Source organism: Paraburkholderia kirstenboschensis, assembly GCF_904848585.1.
Classification (GTDB): domain Bacteria; phylum Pseudomonadota; class Gammaproteobacteria; order Burkholderiales; family Burkholderiaceae; genus Paraburkholderia; species Paraburkholderia kirstenboschensis.
The window spans coordinates 683459-701611 of the sequence record NZ_CAJHCR010000001.1; the positions used below are offsets into that span (position 1 = coordinate 683459).

The window sequence follows — 18153 nt, forward strand, 5'->3', positions numbered from 1 at the left end:
TGCCGGGCGGGTGCCTGAACCGGGCTCGCACCAATCGCAGTGCTCACCTGGCGTACAATCCTTCAGCCGTGCGGGGACGCCACGGCCATTCATAAGTGAGTCGTCAGTGGCGGGTGGCGCCGACACGTGCCTGCCAAACCGCCGTGAAAAGGCCCGGCTATTCCGGGCCCGGCAGCGCAGCGGAGAGAGAGCACATGCCCGCTCATATAACGCCCAACCAGCTCATCCAGTTCATCATTCCAGGCATTACGCTTGTCTTTTCGCTCAGCTTTGCATGTGCATGGGCGTACGACAAGCGGCTGCGGTATCCGCTCTTTCTCGCCGCATCGTTCTTTGCATTTGCTTTAGGGTCCACCGTACAGATTGCGCACTTGCCGGATGAATGGCGATCGAACGCACTCATTTCGGCGAGCTTTTACGTGGCCAGCACGCAACTGCTGGCAGAGGGCATCTTACGCAGAGCCGCGCTTCATTTTCGCGTGACAACGCATGCGTTAATTTTCACGCTCTTGATGGGAGGCATGTATTACTTCTCCTACGTAGCGTCGAATCTGCTCGTGCGCATTTATATACTTAATCTCAGCGCCGGACTGCTGATGTTGTTTTGCGCGGTCCGGTTTAGAAAGCGCTGCAACGGACGCACGATCAATCACATTCTTTTCTGGGTGCTTCTTATCTGCGGCGCCAGCTTTTTCATCAGGACGCCGCTCACGGTCGTTCAACCGCTGCCTCACAGCACCGCGCCTTTCGCGCAGACCATCTTCTGGGTTTTGCTTCAGTTGTCGCTCGCATTGATGGGCGCTGTATTAGGCATCGTCCTGCTGGCCGTCGCGATGTCGGATGTAATCGACCGGCTGGTTCTCGAACGGGATTTCGATTCGCTGACAGAAACGCTGAACCGGCGCGCATTCGAACGCATCGCGTTGCATCGCGTTGCGGATAGAAAAAGCTATCCGCTTGCACTGATCGCTTTCGATATCGACAACTTCAAATCCATCAACGATCGCTACGGGCATGCTGCCGGCGATGCGGTCCTGCGTGAGTTCGGCGCGATCCTGCGCGAGGCGGTGCGCGAGAAAGACGTGGTGGGTCGGATCGGCGGCGAAGAGTTCGTGCTGCTGCTGCCGGGGACCGACGGGGAATTCGCGTACCGGATTGCCGAGCGCTTGCGTACCGTGCTCGAGTCTTCGCGCTTCGACGAGATCGACGCAACGCTGCGCGTCACGACAAGTGCCGGCATTGCACGGTATCGGCCGGGTGAGGCCGTCGCGGCAATGCTCGCGCGCGCCGATCATCTGCTCTACGCTGCGAAGCGCGCAGGGCGGAACCGGGTGGTCACCGAGTCACCTGGGCAGACGTTGGACGCCTCCACGCTCGATATCGCGTGATCGCCCGTAAGGCGCAATATCACGCCGCTCGAATTGCAAGCCCGGCTCACTCGTGGACTGGCTCATTGTTGTTTGCTGCGGCATCTGCAGCGCTGCGGAAAGAGCGCAGCCACTCCGTCACAGCGGATCGGAGCCGGAATGCACCGGCGGAGCCTCCCGACAGGCCACATAACGGTGCACGGGCAGGAGCGGTCGTCGAAACGGCACTGACGGCACGGAGACGTCTCGCAGCACCAGCAACCTAGTGCCGGTTTCTAGCTCCAGGCGCCGCTTTTAAATAGATCGCGACAGTAAGCAGAAATGCGTCCAGAATGAGTAGGAGAGCGGCCTCTTCCCTGGCCGCCGAAACGGGGGAGCAAAATGGCAAAAGGTCAACTGCGTAGTAACCGCGAGGCGAAGAAGCCGAAACAGCCCAAGAAGTCGCCATCACCCGGAACGGATCTGTTCAGGACGCCTGTCTCGAAGGCTTCCGCGCCGAGTGCTGTGGCAAAGAAAAAGTAACAACACGCGCACGTGACGGGTAGGCGCTTTGCCCCATGTGCGTGCGCGCATTTCGACAAGGTGTACGAGATCCAGTAGAAGCAGCGTCGCTGCGATTTCACGTGCACCTTGTTTCCTCTTTTAGCGGGTCGCGATCCGCAGTCTGTCATCACTGATTGCTCAGTCCATTCACGCGACGCAACCGGTTTCGCTGCACGAGCGGTAGAGACGTTTTCGGATGAGGCGTTCGACCATCCGCTACAAGCAAGCTCACGCTTGAGTCGGGAACAGCCGCATTTACGGTGTGCAAGCCGACTTCCACCCGACCCACGTCACCGCCGGCAACCGGCGTCCCGGGCGCGCAGCGCGTCACGCGCTTTATCAATGAAAGGATGGTCCGATGAAACTTCGCGTGGGCTATGAGTTGGTCTATGAGTGCGCGCAGCCGACACCGATGATGTTGATGCTGAACACACACTTTTCGCACGCTCAGGACGTGCTGTCAGCCGATCTGCTGGTCGTGAATCCGCCGGTGGCGATCACGCAGTATCGCGATTGCTTCGGCAATTTGTGCAGTCGCCTCGTCGCGCCGCAAGGGTTGATTTCGCTGTCGACGAGCGCGCTACTCAACGTCTCGGATCAACCGGAGACGCGTGGGCCGTTTGACTATCAGCATGCCGTCGAAGCGCTCCCGGACGAATGTCTCGCATTTCTGCTCGGCAGCCGTTATTGCGAAACGGATCTGCTTTCCGACATTGCGTGGAAACTCTTTTCGAACACGCCACCCGGCGGTGCCCGGGTTCAGGCGATTTGCGACTACGTGCACCGCCATATTACGTTCGGCTACGAATTCGCGCGCCCGACCAAAACCGCGTTCGATGCATGGCAGGAACGCAACGGCGTCTGTCGCGATTTCGCTCATCTGGCTGTGGCGCTGTGCCGTGCAATGAATATTCCGGCACGCTACTGCACGGGCTATATCAGCGACGTCGGTGTGCCGCCGCCCTGGAGTGCGATGGATTTTGCGGCCTGGTTCGAAGCCTATGTCGGCGGCTCATGGCAAACTTTCGATCCGCGCAATAACGTGCCGCGTATTGGTCGTGTGCTGATGGCGCGTGGCCGCGATGCCGCCGACGTAGCAATCAGCAACACGTTCGGCCCGACGAAGCTCATAAAATTCGAGGTTCACTGCGCGCCGGAATGACTGCGGGCGGTTCCAGCGCGCAGTCTAAGAAGAGGCAGTCGACTTCCGTCCGACGCGCCGAGCGGGACATCGCAAACTGAGCCAGTTGCTGAACTACAGCGGTCGAAGCCGCACCGCATTTCGCGCCAACATGTCGACACGAAGCACGGTACGGCCCGCTGTCAGCGCTACCGGAGAGTAGGTCGGTAGCGCACGCGCAAGCCATCTTTGAACGGTGTCGTTCATGGACCATTCATCGGCCCACAGCCGCGACGCCTTGCGGTGACATGGGTCATCGGGCGGAGCTAGCTGCCTTGATAAATGTCGCAAGACAGGCCAACTATACAAACGCCCCCGTCTCGCGCTCTGCCGCTGGCGGTCGATCTGCTGGGCTGCGATCCGACAGAGTCGTACCCGGTCGACGCTGCCGCAGGTTGCGACATGGTCGTGCCTGATCCCTGGCTATTCTGGACCGGCTGGGCAGTTTGCGAATACGCGAGACCCGATGCAGCGGACATCACCGTGGCAACCAGCATTGAAGAAAAAGAAACTTTCATTTTTAACCTCAGTTTGAAGCACGATCCGGTATAGATCGATAGGATCACGAATCGAACCGTGTAGGTGGAACAACATACCTTCCTTTGACCCCTTTATGCCGCAATTGCCGATTGCGTGTCGATTGTCAGAAGACGCAGCGTCGCTGCTCATGATCCTAATGACTCGCTTGCTGTTGGCCATAAGTCGACTCCCAACCACCGCCGAGTACCTTGCATAACGTGATGAGATTAGTGGCGGCGTTCGCCTTGCTATGTTCAAGATTACTCTGTGCGTCGAGCAATTGCTTCTGCACGTTGAGCACGTCGAGGAAATCGACGGCTCCTGCTTTGTACCGTTGCCGTGCAATTGCAAGCGCACGCTGATTCAGGCTGACCACTTCTTTGAGCCGATCGTTGCGCCGCTGTTCGGCGTCGTACACGACGAGGGCGTCGTCCACCTCGCGCCAGGCCTGCAGCACCGTGCGCTTATAGACGATCGCGGCTTCCTGCTGTTGCGCCTCGCGCAGGTGCAGTGTTCCCTTCAGGCGGCCGCCTTCGAAGATTGGAAGCGTAATTGACGGCCCGATCACGAATTGGCCCGACGCCCAGTCTGCGAGAGTCGAGAGTTGAAGGCTCTGAAATCCCGCGCTGCCATTGAGCGATATGCGCGGATAGAAGTCCGCCTTCGCCATGCCAATCGTCGCGGTTGCGGCGTGCAACTGGGCTTCCGCCCTCCTGATGTCGGGCCTGCGTTGCACCACTTCCGATGGGAACCCGATAGGTACCTGGCGAGGCAACGCGGGTACATCACCGGCCTCGCTGAGCATTTGCCGCAGTCCACCGGGTTGCATTCCCAGCAACACGCCAATTGCATTGACCGTTGTTTCGCGGCTGGCCTCAAGAGTCGGAATCAGGCTCTCTATCGACTCCGCCTGCGCGGAAGCGTTGGCGACATCCAGATTCGTAGTGACGCCTTCACGTACTCGTGTTTCCGTGAGCTTGGTAGCATCGCGGGCGATTGCCAGGTTCTGCTTCGCTATTTCCAGCAGAGCCTGGATGTCGCGCAACTGAACGTAGTCTCGCGCGAGTTCTGCGCGTGCAGACAACAGCACGGCGTTCCGGTCCTGATATGACGCCTCGCTCATCGCGGTGGCGGCCTCCACGCCACGCCTTACCCGTCCCCAGAAATCGAGTTCCCATGACGCGTCGAAGCCGAACTGATAAAGGTCGTACGCTGGCGAGCCTTTGTCGCCTGGCAACGCCGCCACGCCAGTCGGCGAGGCACCGGAAGCGGACTGCGTTTGCGTTCCCGTCGGAGTAACGCCGAGCAACGACAGGATGCCGTTCATGCTGCCGCGCTCGCGGTTATACGACGCGGCGCCATTGAAGCTCGGATATTGGTCGGCGCCCACAATGCGTTGCTCGGCCCGGCTTTGCAGCAGGCGAGCGGACGCCGCCGCCACATCGAGGTTCGCATCGCCCAGACGTTCTTCCAGCGAATTCAGCGTGGGATCGTTGAGGAGCTTCCACCAGTCCGGATTGAATTCCGATTCAACCGGACGGCTTAATGCCTGCGCGGACTGTGTTCGATTGAACACATCAGGTGCAGCTGCCTCTGGGCGCTCGAAGTTGGGCCCGACCAGACACCCGCTGAGCGCAAAGCACACCAACACAGCCAGTGCCGGTGTACGGACGGAAAACTCGCACGCGTTCATTTGAGGTCCGCCTCCTTGATCGACACGTCGGCGGGCTTGCCGACAGCGACTTCAGTTTCGACAGAAAGCCCCACGCTCAATGCAGATGCCGCTTGCTGACCCGGGTCGATGCTGATCTTGACCGGCACACGCTGCACCACTTTCGTGAAGTTGCCGGTCGCGTTGTCGGGCGCGATGGGCGCAAAGCTGACGCCGGTAGCGGGCGCAAGACTGTCGATATGACCTCGAATAACGACGCCCGGAAAACTGTCGACCTTGATGCGCACTGTAGCTCCCGGGCGCATTCTTGCAAGCTGGTTTTCCTGAAAGTTTGCGACGATATACGCATCCGAAAGCGGCACGATGGCGAGAAGCGGGGCACCCGGCGTAATGAATGCGCCAACGCGGGCCGAACGTCTTCCGACCTTCCCGTCTATGGGTGCACGAATCTCCGTATAGGAGAGGTTCAGCTTCGCCTGCTCAAGAGTGGCCTGCGCGTGCGCGAGAGCGCCGGCCGCCTTGTCGCGCTGGGTACGGAGGACTTCGAGGTTCTGCTGGGTGGCGACGAGTACCGCGCGATCGCGCGACTGTTGTGCGAGTTGCTCGGCGAGCGCGCTCGATGCACGCTGTTGTTCCTGCGTCGTGCCCGCACCGGTTTCGGATAGATTGCGGTAGCGCGATGCGTTTGCTTGCGCGAACTCGATGGCTGCTTCGTCGGAGCGAAGCGTCGCGCGCCCCTGATCGACAAGCGACGGGTGCCGCGCAATCTCCGCGTCGTAGTTCGCAACAGACGCTCTCGCGGCGGCCACGTCAGCTTCGGCGCTCATGAGCGCGGCCCGGAAGTCGCGGTCGTCGATACGCGCGAGCAATTGGCCGGCCTTCACCTGCTGGTTGTCTGCCACAGGCACATCAGACAGCTGGCCGGCGATGCGCGACGCCACCAGAGTGAAATCGGCGGTGACATACGCGTCGTTGGTCGACTCGCTGCCGGGCTCGGCCCACAGCCATATGCAAACCAGTACAACGGCGCAGGGTATTAACACATACGCGGCGAGACGAAGCGTTTTCAAAGGGAGTCGGATGACAGTTGACATATATTTCGTCGATCAGCGGGAAGAGGGCGGCGTGGTGCACCAAGGCGGATAGATACGCGTCGGTAACACGGGTACGAGAAGAAGCAGGGCTATCGCGATACAGCCCATCACGCGATAAAGGTCCGCGGATGTCAGCACGATGGACTGCTGGTGAATACGTTGCGCGAGCGTGGCGAGGCCATGATCCGCACCGACGCTTTGCGCTGCGATCAATGCGTTGTTGCCGAGCCGGTCCACGAGCATGCTCGAATGGAAATGCTGGCGGGCAGTGCCTAGCCCGTCGATGAGACTTGTCGCGCCTACGCCTGCGAAAACCTTCACCGAGTTGAACATCGCGGAAGCAAACGGGCCATCTGTCGGAGCGAGGCCACCAGTCACGCCCATCAGGATCGACAGAATCACCATGGGCTGCGCGGCGATTTGCAGCGACTGCAGCCAGTAGAAGTTTTCGCGCACCCATTCGGACGTCATGAAGCTTCCCATGAAGCACGTGACGCCCATTAACGAAATTCCAATGGCGAGAATCCACCGGCGGTCCACCCGCTGGATGTTCAGAACGGCCGCGGTCAGAGGTAGCGCAACCAATAGAGGAAGTGCGACGAGGAGCGCTAATGGCGTCGTTTGAAGCGGCCGGTAGCCGTGAACCTTCGCAAGGTATTGGGACGGAATGACGGCGATGCCGGTCAGCAGGATCACGGCTCCCGCGAGCGTGAGAAGTCCGTGCGTGAAGTTTCTGCGGCTAAGCAGCCGCAGGCCGAAAAACGGCAGCGGATGGAACCACTCGTTCACGATGAATGCGATCAGCAGCAATGCACCACCGCCGAGCATCACGCGAATGAAGCCGCTATTGAGCCAGTCGAGGCGGTCGCCCTGCAATAGCCCAATGACCAGCATCGCAACAGCAGGACAGCCTGTCACGAATCCGCTCCAGTTGAACGATTTGAAGCGTTCCAGTTTGAGCGGCTCTACGGGAAGCCCTTGCTGGATCGCGACACAGCTAAGCAAGCCAAGCGGTACGATTTGCCAGAAAGTCATCCGCCAGTTCACATATTCGGTCCACAGCGCCGCGAGTGGAATTCCGAGTGCCGGCCCGAAGGTTGCAGTCAGTGCATAGCCAGCAAGTCCATAGAGCTTGATCTTCGGTGGAAGATAACGCAGCGCGGCGATGATCAACATCGGAGGAAGGCATCCGCCTGCCACTCCCTGCAGTACTCGCAATACATAAAGGGTCGGCAGATTCGGTGCCAGCGGGCAAAGAAATCCGAACACCATGGTGGCCACTACCGCGCCGATCGTGAACCGCTTGAGCGTGAGCGTTATTGCGAACCACGGCGCAAATACCATCGTGGTCACGTTTGCCGCCTCGAAAAGAGCGGTCAGCCACGTCCCGTCGTCATGTCCGATCGACAGCGCACCGCGGATATCCGTCAGCGCGACCGCGGTCACCTGCTCATTGACTATCGCCAGCAATGAGGAGAGAAGCATCCCGACCAACCCGATTGCGAGGCGAGGCGATAACGCCGATGTCGCAGAGTTGTTTGGAGCTGGACTGTCTGGTTCCCGTAAGGCAACAGGTGCCGGTGTTTCGGCTTCCTTCGGTTCTGCCGGTCCAGTTGTCCATGGCGTTGCGATGTTCATGAGGTCTGCAGATCTACCAATATTCGTTGGGCTTATGCGCCAGGCACCGAGCTTGCCGACGCTCGGTAGTGTTAAACATCGAGGCGAATCGGCGTACGGTTCAATTCTTTGACCTCGTAGTTCCGGCGCGTCCGATCAACGTGTGCCAGCGCCGTGGGGGTACCGCATCGAGGTTGATTAATTCTAGGAGACCAGTCGACCTTCATAAAAGACAATGGAGCTTGCGCATTTGGCCATTCCATTTGCGAATCGGGCCAATGAGCCTGAGTGCCATAACGTATGTGCGTGTTCTGGAATAGTCTCTTTCGATTCGACGAGCCAATCGACATTACTCGTGCTGAACATCGCAGGAAGATGTGTGGCTCACCGATCAGGCGGACGATGGCCATTTCTGTTCGTTTTTGGGCCAACGCAAAAGCGCGGGCTTTTCAATGGGACACACGGCGCCCATAGTTAGAGCAAGCCGGTGATGCGCCGTCGCGCCATGCTTCTTTCGAGAGGTGCATTGCCATGAACCGTGTGCTGGCTTGCATGCAGCCTGATGTCTTGTGCCGGGAACGCGTGCAGTTGCAACTCTATTGACTGGAGAGGTGAGAGATGAAATTCTCGGTGAAGAAAGACATTCACACAGGCGACGTTCCGACCATTGAGCATGCAATGAAAATGGTCGACGCGGACGCCAAGGTTAGCGTGAACGTCAATGCAAAGACCGTGAGCGTCGATTCGTGGTTAATGCCGGAGGAGTTCCTCGTCGCTTTCGTCGACGAGGACTATGACGTGCGCATTGTCGAGGCGTAAGTTGATGGTACTTGGGCGAATCATCGGGAGGCGATGTGCAGCCGCCTCCGGGTTCGCCTCGCGTACTAAGCAGCAGGCTGCGCGTCGCTGAAGTATTGAGGTGCTTCACGACGATCGAACATCCCATACTCGCGCACCACACGAATATGTCGCAAGTGCACATTGGCTGGCAGCGTGGCTTCTCGCTGGAACGCCTCCGCGGCCGCAAGATCGCGCCACGTTAGCACTGCGATCACGTCGCCGGGCGTCATCAGCGCATCGAACACATCCCACGCTACAAGACCGGAAGCCGCAAGATCGAGTCCCATGGACTTCACAACTGCCTCTGCTCCTGCCTGTCCGATCCACTCCGGCGCGTACGTTGCACCGAGAAGCGTGACCGCCGTGCCCGCTCCTGTCTCGGTTACATCCAGACGCTGTTCGAGCAGCACTTCTCCCTCAGGCAAGCAGGTATCCGCGACGACCTGTCCAATGCGCAGGCGATAGTCCGAAAACACCCGGTCGCGCGCCGCCTGTTGTACTTGATGATGCTTCGTCGTGGTGCGCCAGCGCACGAGCGACTTTTCATCGCGCCAGGTCGACAGCGAAAGAAGCCACCCGTCGCGCGTCAAACTTGCATAGCGGTTGTTGTCGATAAACCCCACGATCTTTTCGAGTTCAGGGCGTAGCATCTTTGCCATGCCGAGATACAGATCGAACTGTTCACGTAGAGGATGCACTTCGAGCATTGCAGAAAACATTCCGGACTCTTCCTTTGCTTAGCGATACGATTGGCCCGCAGTCGGGTAATTGGCTGCATTGATTGTCCGTGACGCATCGAATTTACTGAAGCGCAAGCGCGCCCCATATTGGGCCAATAAGTTCGGGAAATCTGCCAGTTCGTCAGCGGGTGTGATGACAGGCGTCGCGCGCGGAAACGAAGTCTTTTTCCGTCAGACTAATAGTTCGGATGCGGTACACAGCGAACACTAAAGGAATTGCGTTCACGTCCGCCTCAAATAGCCGGCCTTCGGCCAATCTCGGTCTTCTTGTGGCCAGTTCGACGAGACGAGGCATTACGTTGCCTACAATCGCCTGGTGCGCAGTAGATGACCGGAAGGGGAGTTGAAATGGACAAATTGCGCGAGATGGAGGTCTTTGTAGCCATTGTCGATCGCGGCAGCTTTACGGGTGCATCGGAGAAGCTCGGAATGTCGACGCCGGCGGTGTCACGGGCACTGAATTCGCTTGAAGCGCGCCTTGGCACGCAACTGCTTGCACGGACCACCCGCACGGTTCGGCCCACGGACGCGGGCGTCGGCTACCTCGATGCCTGCCGTAAAGTGCTGGACGCTATCACCGAGGCCGACGCGAACGTCGCAGCAGACCACCTGAATCCCGTGGGCACGTTGACGGTTTCCGCACCGGTTCTATTTGGGCAGCGGTTCGTTGCGCCCTTGATCAACGCGTTTGCGCTGCGCTACCCCGAGGTCAACGTCAATGCCGTCTATGCCGATCGCACGACTCGGCTTCTGGAAGAGGGCGTGGATATCGCGATTCGCATCGGCCACCTCGGAGACTCAACGATATTTGCGGTTCCCTTGGGGTCGGTACGACGCCGGACCTATGCGGCGCCTGCGTACCTCGACGCGCATGGGGAGCCCCGCCATCCCAGGGAACTGATGAACCACCACTGTGTGTCGTTTACCGGCGTGTCCAGTCCGTTCGAATGGGTGTTCAATGAGCATGGTTCGAGAGTGCCGGTCCGGCTTCAGCCACGGATGATTGTCGATCTCTCTCCCGCTGCGGTGCTGGCTGCACTCGATGGCGTAGGCATCACTCAACTGCTTTCGTACCAAGCGGCGCCGGAGGTGCTCGATGGCAAGCTGCGGCCTATCCTGACGGCGTTCGAGCCCGAGGCTACCCCAGTGAATCTGCTGCATATCGAGCGGCGGGGTGCGAGCGGCAAGGTGCGCGCGTTCGTCGATTTCGTAACCGATAGCCTGCGCAGCAATCCGCACCTTCAGGACGAAGATGCAACGGCCACGTAAAGTTCGCGGTAGGCACTCACCAGCGAATCGAGGCTATATGCGCGATTGAGGCCGCTCGGGTTGGGCAGCACCCATGCACGCGCACCGCCGAATGTGTCGGCTTGCAGTCCCCATTGAATATCGCGTCTGCCCGACATTGCCGAGACCGCCATCTTGCCGAGAAAGGCAATATATCGCGGCGCAAAGTATTTGATTTTCCGCTCGAATCCAGATGCGGCCGCTTCTATTTCCGATCGCGAAAGTTCGCCCGCTCGCGCAGTTGGACGTGAGACCGCCGTGGTGAGCCCGCAACCATAGCGCAGCAAGGTGCAGTCGTCTTCAGGACGAATCTGTTCGGGAGTGAAGCCCGCGAGATGCACCGTCTGCCAGAAGCGATTGCTTCTACCCTCAAAGTGATGACCCGTTGCTGCTGCGCGCATGCCGGGATTGATTCCGCAAAATATCAGCGACAGACCTGGCGCGAGAACATCCGGAAGCGACTGAGTGTCTATAGCGCAACTCACGAATGGCTCGCACCTTGAGCCGCCACCAGCATGCCGGCGCCCGCATCTGTCCACGGGCGCGACTCGACCGTGCCGCGGAAGCGTTGGCGATATTGTTTTGGCGTGACATTGAGCCGCCGGGCGAAGGTGGTCCGCATCTGCGTGGCACTGTGAAAACCGCATTTGAATGCGACGGTTTTTAGCGGAGCGTCCGAGTCTTCGAGCAGCTTCCTCGCAGTATCTACGCGGACCTGTTCGACAAACGCGGAGGGCGTGACCTTCGCATATTTGGCAAAGAGCCGCGAAAAAGTGCGCCGGCTGACGGAAACAGCGCTGGCCAGTTGTTCGATGGATAGCGTGTCGGTTATATGCTCGGTCACGTACTGATGCACTTTGCCGATGATCGGATTGTCATCTTTGCCGGCACCGATGTAAGGGCTGTACTGCGATTGACCGCCTTCCCGCTGGATATATACAACGAGGCGTTTTGCAACGCGCACCGCCATCTCGTGTCCCCAGTCTTCCGCCACGAGCGAAAGACAAAGGTCGATGCCCGCTGTTACGCCGGCAGACGTAAACAGCCGGCCGTCACGAATGAAAATCCTGTCGGGCTGCACGCACGCCAAAGGGAAATCGTCCGCGAGGCGGGCGGCCTCTGCCCAATGGGTCGTTACCTGCTTGCCGTCGATGAGTCCGGCGTGGCCGAGTACAAACGCTCCGTTGCACACCGAACCGAACCGTGCGGCGCCATATGACTGCGTTTGCAACCACTTCAGAAATTGGGCTGGTGGCCGGTAATCAGGCAAGCTCGGTCCTCCCGCGACGAGAACCAGATCGAATTGGGCGAGAGAATCGGCGAAAGCCGACGGCACGGAAAGTTGCATCCCGTTCGAGCATGTCACAGTGCCGGCTTTGCTTCCGACAAGCGTCACCTCATATCGCTGATGCTCGGAGAGATTTGCATTCGCTTCCGCGAATACGTCGAGTGGGCCTGCAACGTCCAGTGCCTGCACACCATCGAATACGACAATGGCGACTTTCATGCCGTGACCTTCATCAAATAGGAACGCGCTTCCGTTACCACCATGGGTCCACGCTTCGTCATGGGGAGTGCCATGCAACGCAAAAAGCGGCGGCAACGAGCGATGGCCTAGCTTACCGCAACCGCCATGCACGGCGCCCGCCGTAACCGTTAAATGACTTTTGCGTCAGTGTAAAGAGCGGACGTCTGCACGCCCGGCCGAAACGCCGCACGTCAGATAAAAACTCACGGCAGTGCCCGCGACACCAGGTGGCCCAAATCACGCGCTGATTGGCCAGGTATCGCGGGATGTATGCATTCCGGGGCGGCGTCGATTGATTAAAGTTGATTTGAAAGATCGATCGATTTGAGTGGACTCGCGGAGTAACGGCGCATGCGTGTCGCAATGATGGTGTATGCAGGTTTTCAAATGCTCGAGGTGAGTTGTCCAATGGACGTGTTCCAGGAAGCAAACCGCGTATGCGGCGCCGCGTTCTACGAGCAACACGTCGTCGGGCCGCGGCCTGGGCCGGTTATGTGCTCGAACGGCACCGCGGTGGGCACGACAGCGTGTCTGCGCGATTTGCAGACACCGTTCGACATTGTCATGGTGCCCGGTTCTCCGGCAATGGGCTCCGAGCGCGAGCATCGCGAACTGGTGGATTGGCTCACGAACGCCGGACGCAGCGCGAGAAAGATCGCGTCGGTGTCGAACGGTGCTTTTCTCGTAGCGCGCGCAGGTCTCGCGAATCATCGCTGGCTGACCACGCGTGAGCGCGACGCACAGCGCCTTGCAAGCGACTATCCATTGGTGCACGTTGTAACGGATCAGATCTGCTTGAAAGACGGCAATCTATATTCGTCGGGCGGCGTGAGCGCGGGTATCCATCTCGCGTTGTCTCTTGTCGGAGAAGATCTCGGCGACACCATCGCCGGCGACGTCGCGAAAGCATTATTGTCTCCAGGCTTTTGAAGCGAAGCGTGCACCGCAAACGTGCTCGACCGGCCGCATTTCGTTTTCTCCCAATGCTGCGACGATCCGGTGGCCCGGATGAGTTCTCTTTTGGCCCGTGAAGCGCCTGCATCGTCGAGCGTGCTGTTTCGATCATTGGCAGAATCATCTTCACGGTTCTTCCGCGCTATCGCCGGTGGGACCTGGCCGCTGATTCCATCAGGGGCGGTTTTCCATACGAGTCAGCCATGACCCAAAATCCGAACGTTGCTTCACAAGTCTGTCCGGCACCAACGCTTTCCGGCGAACCGATGTCGGGCGCCGACATCATCCTGCGCGTACTCGCGGAGCAGGGCGTCGATACGCTGTTCGGATATAGCGGCGGCGCGATCCTGCCGACTTACGATGCAGTGTTTCGCTTCAACGAATCACACGCCGCACACCCCGAGCGCCAGATCAAATTCGTTGTGCCGGCCAACGAACAGGCGGCGGGCTTCATGGCGGCCGGTTATGCGCGCGCGAGCGGAAAAGTAGGTGTGTTCATGGTGACGTCGGGACCTGGCGCGACCAATGCAGTCACGCCAATCGCCGACTGCAACGGCGATTCGATCCCTGTCGTGCTCATATGCGGACAGGTGCCGCGTGCGGCAATCGGCAGCGATGCTTTCCAGGAGGCGCCGGTCTTCAACATCATGTCGGCGTGCGCCAAACAGGTGTTTCTCGTGACCGACCCGGCCAGACTCGAACAGACATTGCGCACAGCATTTGAAATCGCGCGCACGGGCCGCCCGGGTCCGGTTGTCGTCGATGTGCCAAAGGACATCCAGAACTGGGTCGGTCATTATCACGGGCAGGGTACCTTGCACTTTCGAGGTTACTCCGACCGGTTGCGAATGGTGGCGAACGGTTCTCGTCTCGACGAGCACAAGGGCGCCCAATTCTTCGATCTCCTTAGACAAAGCGAACGACCGCTGCTGTATGTGGGCGGCGGCGTAATCGCGGCGGGCGCAACGGCCGAGTTGCACCAGTTCGCCGAGCGTTATCAGATCCCGGTCGTGACGACCCTCATGGGCCTCGGTGCGATACCAGCGCAACACCCGCTATCGCTCGGCATGCTGGGCATGCACGGCGCCGCCTGCGCGAATTACGCGGTTGAAGACTGCGACTTCCTGATTGCGGTGGGGGCGCGATTCGACGATCGGGTCGCCGGCGGCCGCCCTGAAATGTTCGCGCCAGGCGCGCGATACGTCGCACATATCGACATCGACGAGGCGGAGATCAACAAGGTCAAGCGCGCGCATTGGAGTCACATTGGCGACGCCAGGCAGGCATTGCGCTCATTGATGGAACATGAGTCCGTTGCTCTGTCGTCTCCGGGATGGATCGAGTGGGTGACGGAACTCAGGCAGCGCCACGGCATGAACTATGACCGCAGCAACCCGCTGATTCAGCCGCAGTGTGTGATTGAAAAGCTCAGTGAAATCACTGGTGGGCGCGCCATCGTCAGCACAGGGGTAGGCCAGCATCAAATGTGGACCGCACAGTTTTACCAGTTCACCGAGCCTCGAAGCTTCCTGACCTCGGGCAGCATGGGGACGATGGGGTTCGGTCTGCCCGCCGCGATCGGCGCTCAACTGGCGCGACCCGATGCGCTGGTAATCGACATCGACGGTGACGGCAGTATTCGCATGAATGTGGGAGAACTTGAAACGGCCAGCACGTATGGCGTTCCAGTGAAGGTCTTGCTGCTCAACAATCGCGGTGACGGGATGATCCGCCAATGGCAGCGTCTCTTTTACGAAGGACGGACTTTCGTGAGCGACAAGGCTCTTCATCGCAAGGACTTTGTGATGGCGGCGCGTGCGGACGGCTTCGAGTTTGCCTGCCGCGTCGAAGCGCTGAGCGAACTCGAGGACAAACTGAAAGCTTTCGTGGAGTTCGAGGGGCCCGCTTTTCTGGAAGTGATGATCGATCAGAACGCCGACGTATTTCCAATGGTAGGACCGGGTCAAAGCTATTCGAACATGATCACAGGGCCGTTCATACCGTCGCGGTCCAATCAGGTGCCAGGAAAGGAAGGGGCAGTGCGTCTTCAGGCTGCAGACATGTTCTGAACATGCTTTCAATGCTTTCTATTCCAATCTTCGGCAAACGGCATGATTGACGTCGACCTGATTCATAAGGCGCTTGCGAATCCCTTCCGGCGGGAGATCCTCGCGTGGTTGAAGACGCCGGACGAAGTTTTTGCACAGGGTCACATCGATTTCAGTCACGGCGTACCGCCAAATGCGATTCACGCGCGCAGTGGTTTATCGCAGTCCACCGTATCGGCACACGTTGCAAGCCTGGTAGAGGCGCAGCTTCTGGTTCCGACGCGAGTAGGCCAGTGGATCTTTCTATCGCGCAATGAAGAGGTGATCCGCGAATTCGCCAGGCAGGTCAGTTTGCATTTGTGAGCGCCGCGCGCGGAGCATCGCTTCTCTTCTCTTCGTCGAAATCGTCCGGTGTTCTTCACAAATCATCCTATGCTGGAAGTCGAGACGACCACACAATGCGGAGGTATCGTCATGATCGAGCCTTGCGATTTCCGGCTTAGAAGAATTGCGCTAAATCACGGAGGCGGCTCCATGCCCGCGATCGGCTTCGGCACGCTGATCGCCGATGCGGCCACCACGACGAGCGCCACGAAAGACGCGCTGGAAGCCGGGTATCGGCACTTCGATTGTGCGGAGCGATATCGGAACGAGCGTGAGGTGGGCGACGCGTTGCGAGTGGGACTTGCAGCCGGAGGGATTGCACGCGAAGAGATCTTCGTGACCACGAAGCTGTGGAATTCAAATCATCGCCCGGAGCGTGTCAAACCGGCTTTCGAATCAAGCCTTGAAAGGCTTCGGCTTGACTATCTGGATCTTTATCTCATTCATACGCCGTTTGCATTTCAATCGGGAGATGAGCAGGATCCCCGTGACGCAAATGGAAACGTTCTCTACGACGAAGGAGTGACCCTGCTCGATACATGGCGGGCGATGGAAAACCTGGTCGACGAGGGAAGATGCCGCGCGATCGGTCTGTCCGACATCGGCCTCGACAAACTGGTACCGCTCTATGAATCGGCAAGAATAAAGCCGGCCGTGGTCCAGGTGGAGGCGCATCCCTATCTTCCAGAAAACGAACTGCTGGAATTCTGCAAAAAGAAAGAGATCGTGTTCCTGGCGTTTGCGCCGTTGGGTCACGGAATAAGACCCGGGCCGCTCGAAGACCCGGTCGTTTCGCGGATTGCCGCGCGGATTGGAAAGACGCCCGCACAGGTACTGCTTGCCTGGGCGGTGCAGCGTGGCACCGCTGTGCTGACGACGCCGAAGACCGCTGCCCGTGCGCGCGAGAACTTCAATATTTCACCTCTTCCCGCTGACGCCTTCGAAGAGATCAATCGGATCGAGACCAGGCAGAGGTTCAACCAGGTCGTGAAGACCGGCAACCCGGGCTTTATCCCGCGCATTGAATGAGATTGCGATGTGGCGCACGTGCTGGCCAGAAACGAGCATGAAATGTCCCCAAACCGTCGAAGCGCGTGCGTCAGTCATAACCCTTTTCGCAGTCGGATCTTTGTCTTCGTGTACCCGGTTACCGTTCGCTGCACGTTGCTCGCCAGGAAAAGTATCTGCACGCAGCTATTGATGAATGAACGGGGCGGCGAGCGTGAATCAGAGACGCGGTTCTGACTTCACTCACGCCCCAATCGCACGAATCTATCCAGGTGATGATCCTCATCTCCAAGCTGATGATCGATCATCACAAGCCGCTTTGCATAATGAGCGAGCGGCAACTCCCACGTCATGCCTATGCCGCCGTGCAGTTGAATGCATTCCTGCGCGACCAGTGCGCCGATCCTGCCGATGCTGTACTTCGCCGCCGACACCGCACGCTCCCGCACCGTGCGTTGCGCACCGAGCGCGGCTGCGGCATTGATTACAGCCGAACGGGCCTGCTCGATTTCCAGCAGCATGTCGGCCATTCGGTGCTGCAGCGCCTGGAAGCTGCCTATCGCCACGCCGAACTGCTTGCGCGTGCGCAGGTAGTCGAGCGTGTAGTCCTTCGTGACGTCCATCGCGCCGACAGCCTCTGAACACAACGCGAGCACACCACATGCAATCGCATACTCGAGCGTCGTAAAGGCCGCACCTTCCGCGCCAAGCAGCGATTCTTCGCCGAGCGTGACATTGTCGAACGTGACTTCGGCCGCACGTCCGCCGTCGATCTTCGGATAGCCTCGCACGCTGACGCCCGCTGCGTCGCGAGGCACGAGAAAGAGCGTTATGCCATCCTCTGAATCGTCGGCGCCGTCGGTCCGCGCGGACACGAGGAAGAGGGCAGCGTGCTCACCGTTTTGCACCACCGCTTTGGCGCCGTTCAATTGCCACGAGTTGCCCTTGCGTTGCGCGCGCGTTGTTACGCGCGAGAGTTCGTAGTGACCGCCGGGTTCACCATGCGCGAGTGCGACGATGCGCGAGCCGTCGATCAATTCGCCCAGCAGGCCCCGTTGCGTGTCGTTGCCGTTTCGTGCGATGGCTTGGCCCACAATAAGCGTATCGAGAAACGGTTCGACCACTAGGCCGCGGCCCAGGCTCTCGAACACCACCGCAATGTCGAATCCGCCGCCACCAAAGCCGCCGTTCGTTTCATCGAAGAGGGCACCGATAATGCCCAGCTCTGCGAAACGAGTCCACAATTCAGCGCTATAGCCCTGAGGCGAACGGGCGATCCTGTCGCGGGTCTCGAAGCCGTATTGCTCGCTGACGAAGCGGTTCAGCGTATCGGCAAGCATGCGGCGATCTTCGGTATGCTGGAATTTCATGA

Annotated in this window: 15 protein-coding genes; 8 read left to right on the plus strand and 7 right to left on the minus strand. The window is 59.2% G+C overall.

What is annotated here, in order from left to right:
* The first annotated feature begins 194 nt into the window (after positions 1–194).
* Positions 195–1388 (plus strand): GGDEF domain-containing protein, encoded by a 1194-nt coding sequence (locus JMY24_RS03170; protein WP_128595486.1) that lies wholly within the window; start codon positions 195–197, stop codon positions 1386–1388.
* A gap of 880 nt (positions 1389–2268) precedes the next feature.
* Entirely contained in the window at positions 2269–3072 is an 804-nt protein-coding gene (locus JMY24_RS03175) for a transglutaminase-like domain-containing protein (protein WP_128595485.1), read from the plus strand.
* 691 nt (positions 3073–3763) lie between these two features.
* Here the strand turns inward: JMY24_RS03175 and JMY24_RS03180 are convergent.
* From JMY24_RS03180 to JMY24_RS03190, 3 genes are read right to left on the minus strand one after another with little or no spacing between them, the layout of a single operon-like run.
* Positions 3764–5302: an efflux transporter outer membrane subunit gene (locus JMY24_RS03180; RefSeq protein ID WP_128595484.1), complete on the minus strand. Its 1539-nt coding sequence runs from the start codon at positions 5300–5302 to the stop codon at positions 3764–3766.
* Positions 5299–6375, minus strand: coding sequence for an HlyD family secretion protein (locus JMY24_RS03185; RefSeq protein ID WP_128595483.1), 1077 nt, complete (start codon positions 6373–6375; stop codon positions 5299–5301). The genes JMY24_RS03180 and JMY24_RS03185 overlap by 4 nt, the downstream gene beginning before the upstream one ends.
* 12 nt (positions 6376–6387) lie before the next feature.
* Positions 6388–8013 (minus strand): MFS transporter, encoded by a 1626-nt coding sequence (locus JMY24_RS03190; protein ID WP_201701381.1) that lies wholly within the window; start codon positions 8011–8013, stop codon positions 6388–6390.
* Between the two features lie 597 nt (positions 8014–8610).
* On the opposite strand from JMY24_RS03190, the gene JMY24_RS03195 reads away from it, so the two are divergent.
* Positions 8611–8811 (plus strand): copper chaperone, encoded by a 201-nt coding sequence (locus JMY24_RS03195; RefSeq protein WP_128585876.1) that lies wholly within the window; start codon positions 8611–8613, stop codon positions 8809–8811.
* Positions 8812–8876: 65 nt separating this feature from the next.
* On the opposite strand, the gene JMY24_RS03200 is transcribed toward JMY24_RS03195, so the two are convergent.
* On the minus strand, positions 8877–9551 hold the full coding sequence (locus JMY24_RS03200) for an antibiotic biosynthesis monooxygenase family protein (protein WP_128585877.1): 675 nt from the start codon (positions 9549–9551) through the stop codon (positions 8877–8879).
* A 369-nt stretch (positions 9552–9920) separates the two neighbouring features.
* Between JMY24_RS03200 and JMY24_RS03205 the strand changes: the two genes are divergently transcribed.
* Positions 9921–10841, plus strand: a complete 921-nt coding sequence (locus JMY24_RS03205) for a LysR family transcriptional regulator (RefSeq protein ID WP_128595481.1) — start codon at positions 9921–9923, stop codon at positions 10839–10841.
* On the opposite strand, the gene mug is transcribed toward JMY24_RS03205, so the two are convergent.
* Positions 10814–11332: a G/U mismatch-specific DNA glycosylase gene (mug, locus tag JMY24_RS03210; RefSeq protein WP_128595488.1), complete on the minus strand. Its 519-nt coding sequence runs from the start codon at positions 11330–11332 to the stop codon at positions 10814–10816. The two genes, JMY24_RS03205 and mug, sit on opposite strands and share 28 nt — an antisense overlap.
* 8 nt (positions 11333–11340) lie before the next feature.
* Positions 11341–12366 carry a GlxA family transcriptional regulator gene (locus JMY24_RS03215; protein ID WP_128595480.1) on the minus strand — a complete coding sequence of 342 codons (1026 nt, stop codon included), beginning with the start codon at positions 12364–12366 and terminating at the stop codon, positions 11341–11343.
* A gap of 372 nt (positions 12367–12738) precedes the next feature.
* Between JMY24_RS03215 and JMY24_RS03220 the strand changes: the two genes are divergently transcribed.
* The 4 genes from JMY24_RS03220 (at position 12739) to JMY24_RS03235 (ending at position 16802) form a co-directional block, all read left to right on the plus strand.
* Positions 12739–13317 (plus strand): AraC family transcriptional regulator, encoded by a 579-nt coding sequence (locus JMY24_RS03220; RefSeq protein WP_128595479.1) that lies wholly within the window; start codon positions 12739–12741, stop codon positions 13315–13317.
* 227 nt (positions 13318–13544) lie between these two features.
* Complete coding sequence (gene ilvB / locus JMY24_RS03225; RefSeq protein WP_193425131.1) at positions 13545–15410, plus strand: biosynthetic-type acetolactate synthase large subunit; 1866 nt, start codon at positions 13545–13547, stop codon at positions 15408–15410.
* 42 nt (positions 15411–15452) lie between these two features.
* A complete protein-coding gene (locus JMY24_RS03230) occupies positions 15453–15752 on the plus strand; it encodes an ArsR/SmtB family transcription factor (protein WP_128585881.1) in 300 nt (99 codons plus the stop codon).
* A 111-nt stretch (positions 15753–15863) separates the two neighbouring features.
* Positions 15864–16802, plus strand: a complete 939-nt coding sequence (locus JMY24_RS03235) for an aldo/keto reductase (RefSeq protein WP_128595478.1) — start codon at positions 15864–15866, stop codon at positions 16800–16802.
* Positions 16803–17020: 218 nt separating this feature from the next.
* Here the strand turns inward: JMY24_RS03235 and JMY24_RS03240 are convergent, their stop codons facing one another.
* Positions 17021–18151: an acyl-CoA dehydrogenase family protein gene (locus JMY24_RS03240; RefSeq protein WP_128595477.1), complete on the minus strand. Its 1131-nt coding sequence runs from the start codon at positions 18149–18151 to the stop codon at positions 17021–17023.
* Between the last annotated feature and the right edge of the window lie 2 nt (positions 18152–18153).

Coding starts and splice junctions, on each gene's coding strand:
- JMY24_RS03170 (WP_128595486.1), top strand. CDS start 195: ATGCCCGCTCATATAACGCCCAACCAGCTCATCCAGTTCATCATTCCA.
- JMY24_RS03175 (WP_128595485.1), top strand. CDS start 2,269: ATGAAACTTCGCGTGGGCTATGAGTTGGTCTATGAGTGCGCGCAGCCG.
- JMY24_RS03180 (WP_128595484.1), bottom strand. CDS start 5,302: ATGAACGCGTGCGAGTTTTCCGTCCGTACACCGGCACTGGCTGTGTTG.
- JMY24_RS03185 (WP_128595483.1), bottom strand. CDS start 6,375: ATGTCAACTGTCATCCGACTCCCTTTGAAAACGCTTCGTCTCGCCGCG.
- JMY24_RS03190 (WP_201701381.1), bottom strand. CDS start 8,013: ATGAACATCGCAACGCCATGGACAACTGGACCGGCAGAACCGAAGGAA.
- JMY24_RS03195 (WP_128585876.1), top strand. CDS start 8,611: ATGAAATTCTCGGTGAAGAAAGACATTCACACAGGCGACGTTCCGACC.
- JMY24_RS03200 (WP_128585877.1), bottom strand. CDS start 9,551: ATGTTTTCTGCAATGCTCGAAGTGCATCCTCTACGTGAACAGTTCGAT.
- JMY24_RS03205 (WP_128595481.1), top strand. CDS start 9,921: ATGGACAAATTGCGCGAGATGGAGGTCTTTGTAGCCATTGTCGATCGC.
- JMY24_RS03215 (WP_128595480.1), bottom strand. CDS start 12,366: ATGAAAGTCGCCATTGTCGTATTCGATGGTGTGCAGGCACTGGACGTT.
- JMY24_RS03220 (WP_128595479.1), top strand. CDS start 12,739: ATGCGTGTCGCAATGATGGTGTATGCAGGTTTTCAAATGCTCGAGGTG.
- ilvB (WP_193425131.1), top strand. CDS start 13,545: ATGACCCAAAATCCGAACGTTGCTTCACAAGTCTGTCCGGCACCAACG.
- JMY24_RS03230 (WP_128585881.1), top strand. CDS start 15,453: ATGATTGACGTCGACCTGATTCATAAGGCGCTTGCGAATCCCTTCCGG.
- JMY24_RS03235 (WP_128595478.1), top strand. CDS start 15,864: ATGATCGAGCCTTGCGATTTCCGGCTTAGAAGAATTGCGCTAAATCAC.
- JMY24_RS03240 (WP_128595477.1), bottom strand. CDS start 18,151: ATGAAATTCCAGCATACCGAAGATCGCCGCATGCTTGCCGATACGCTG.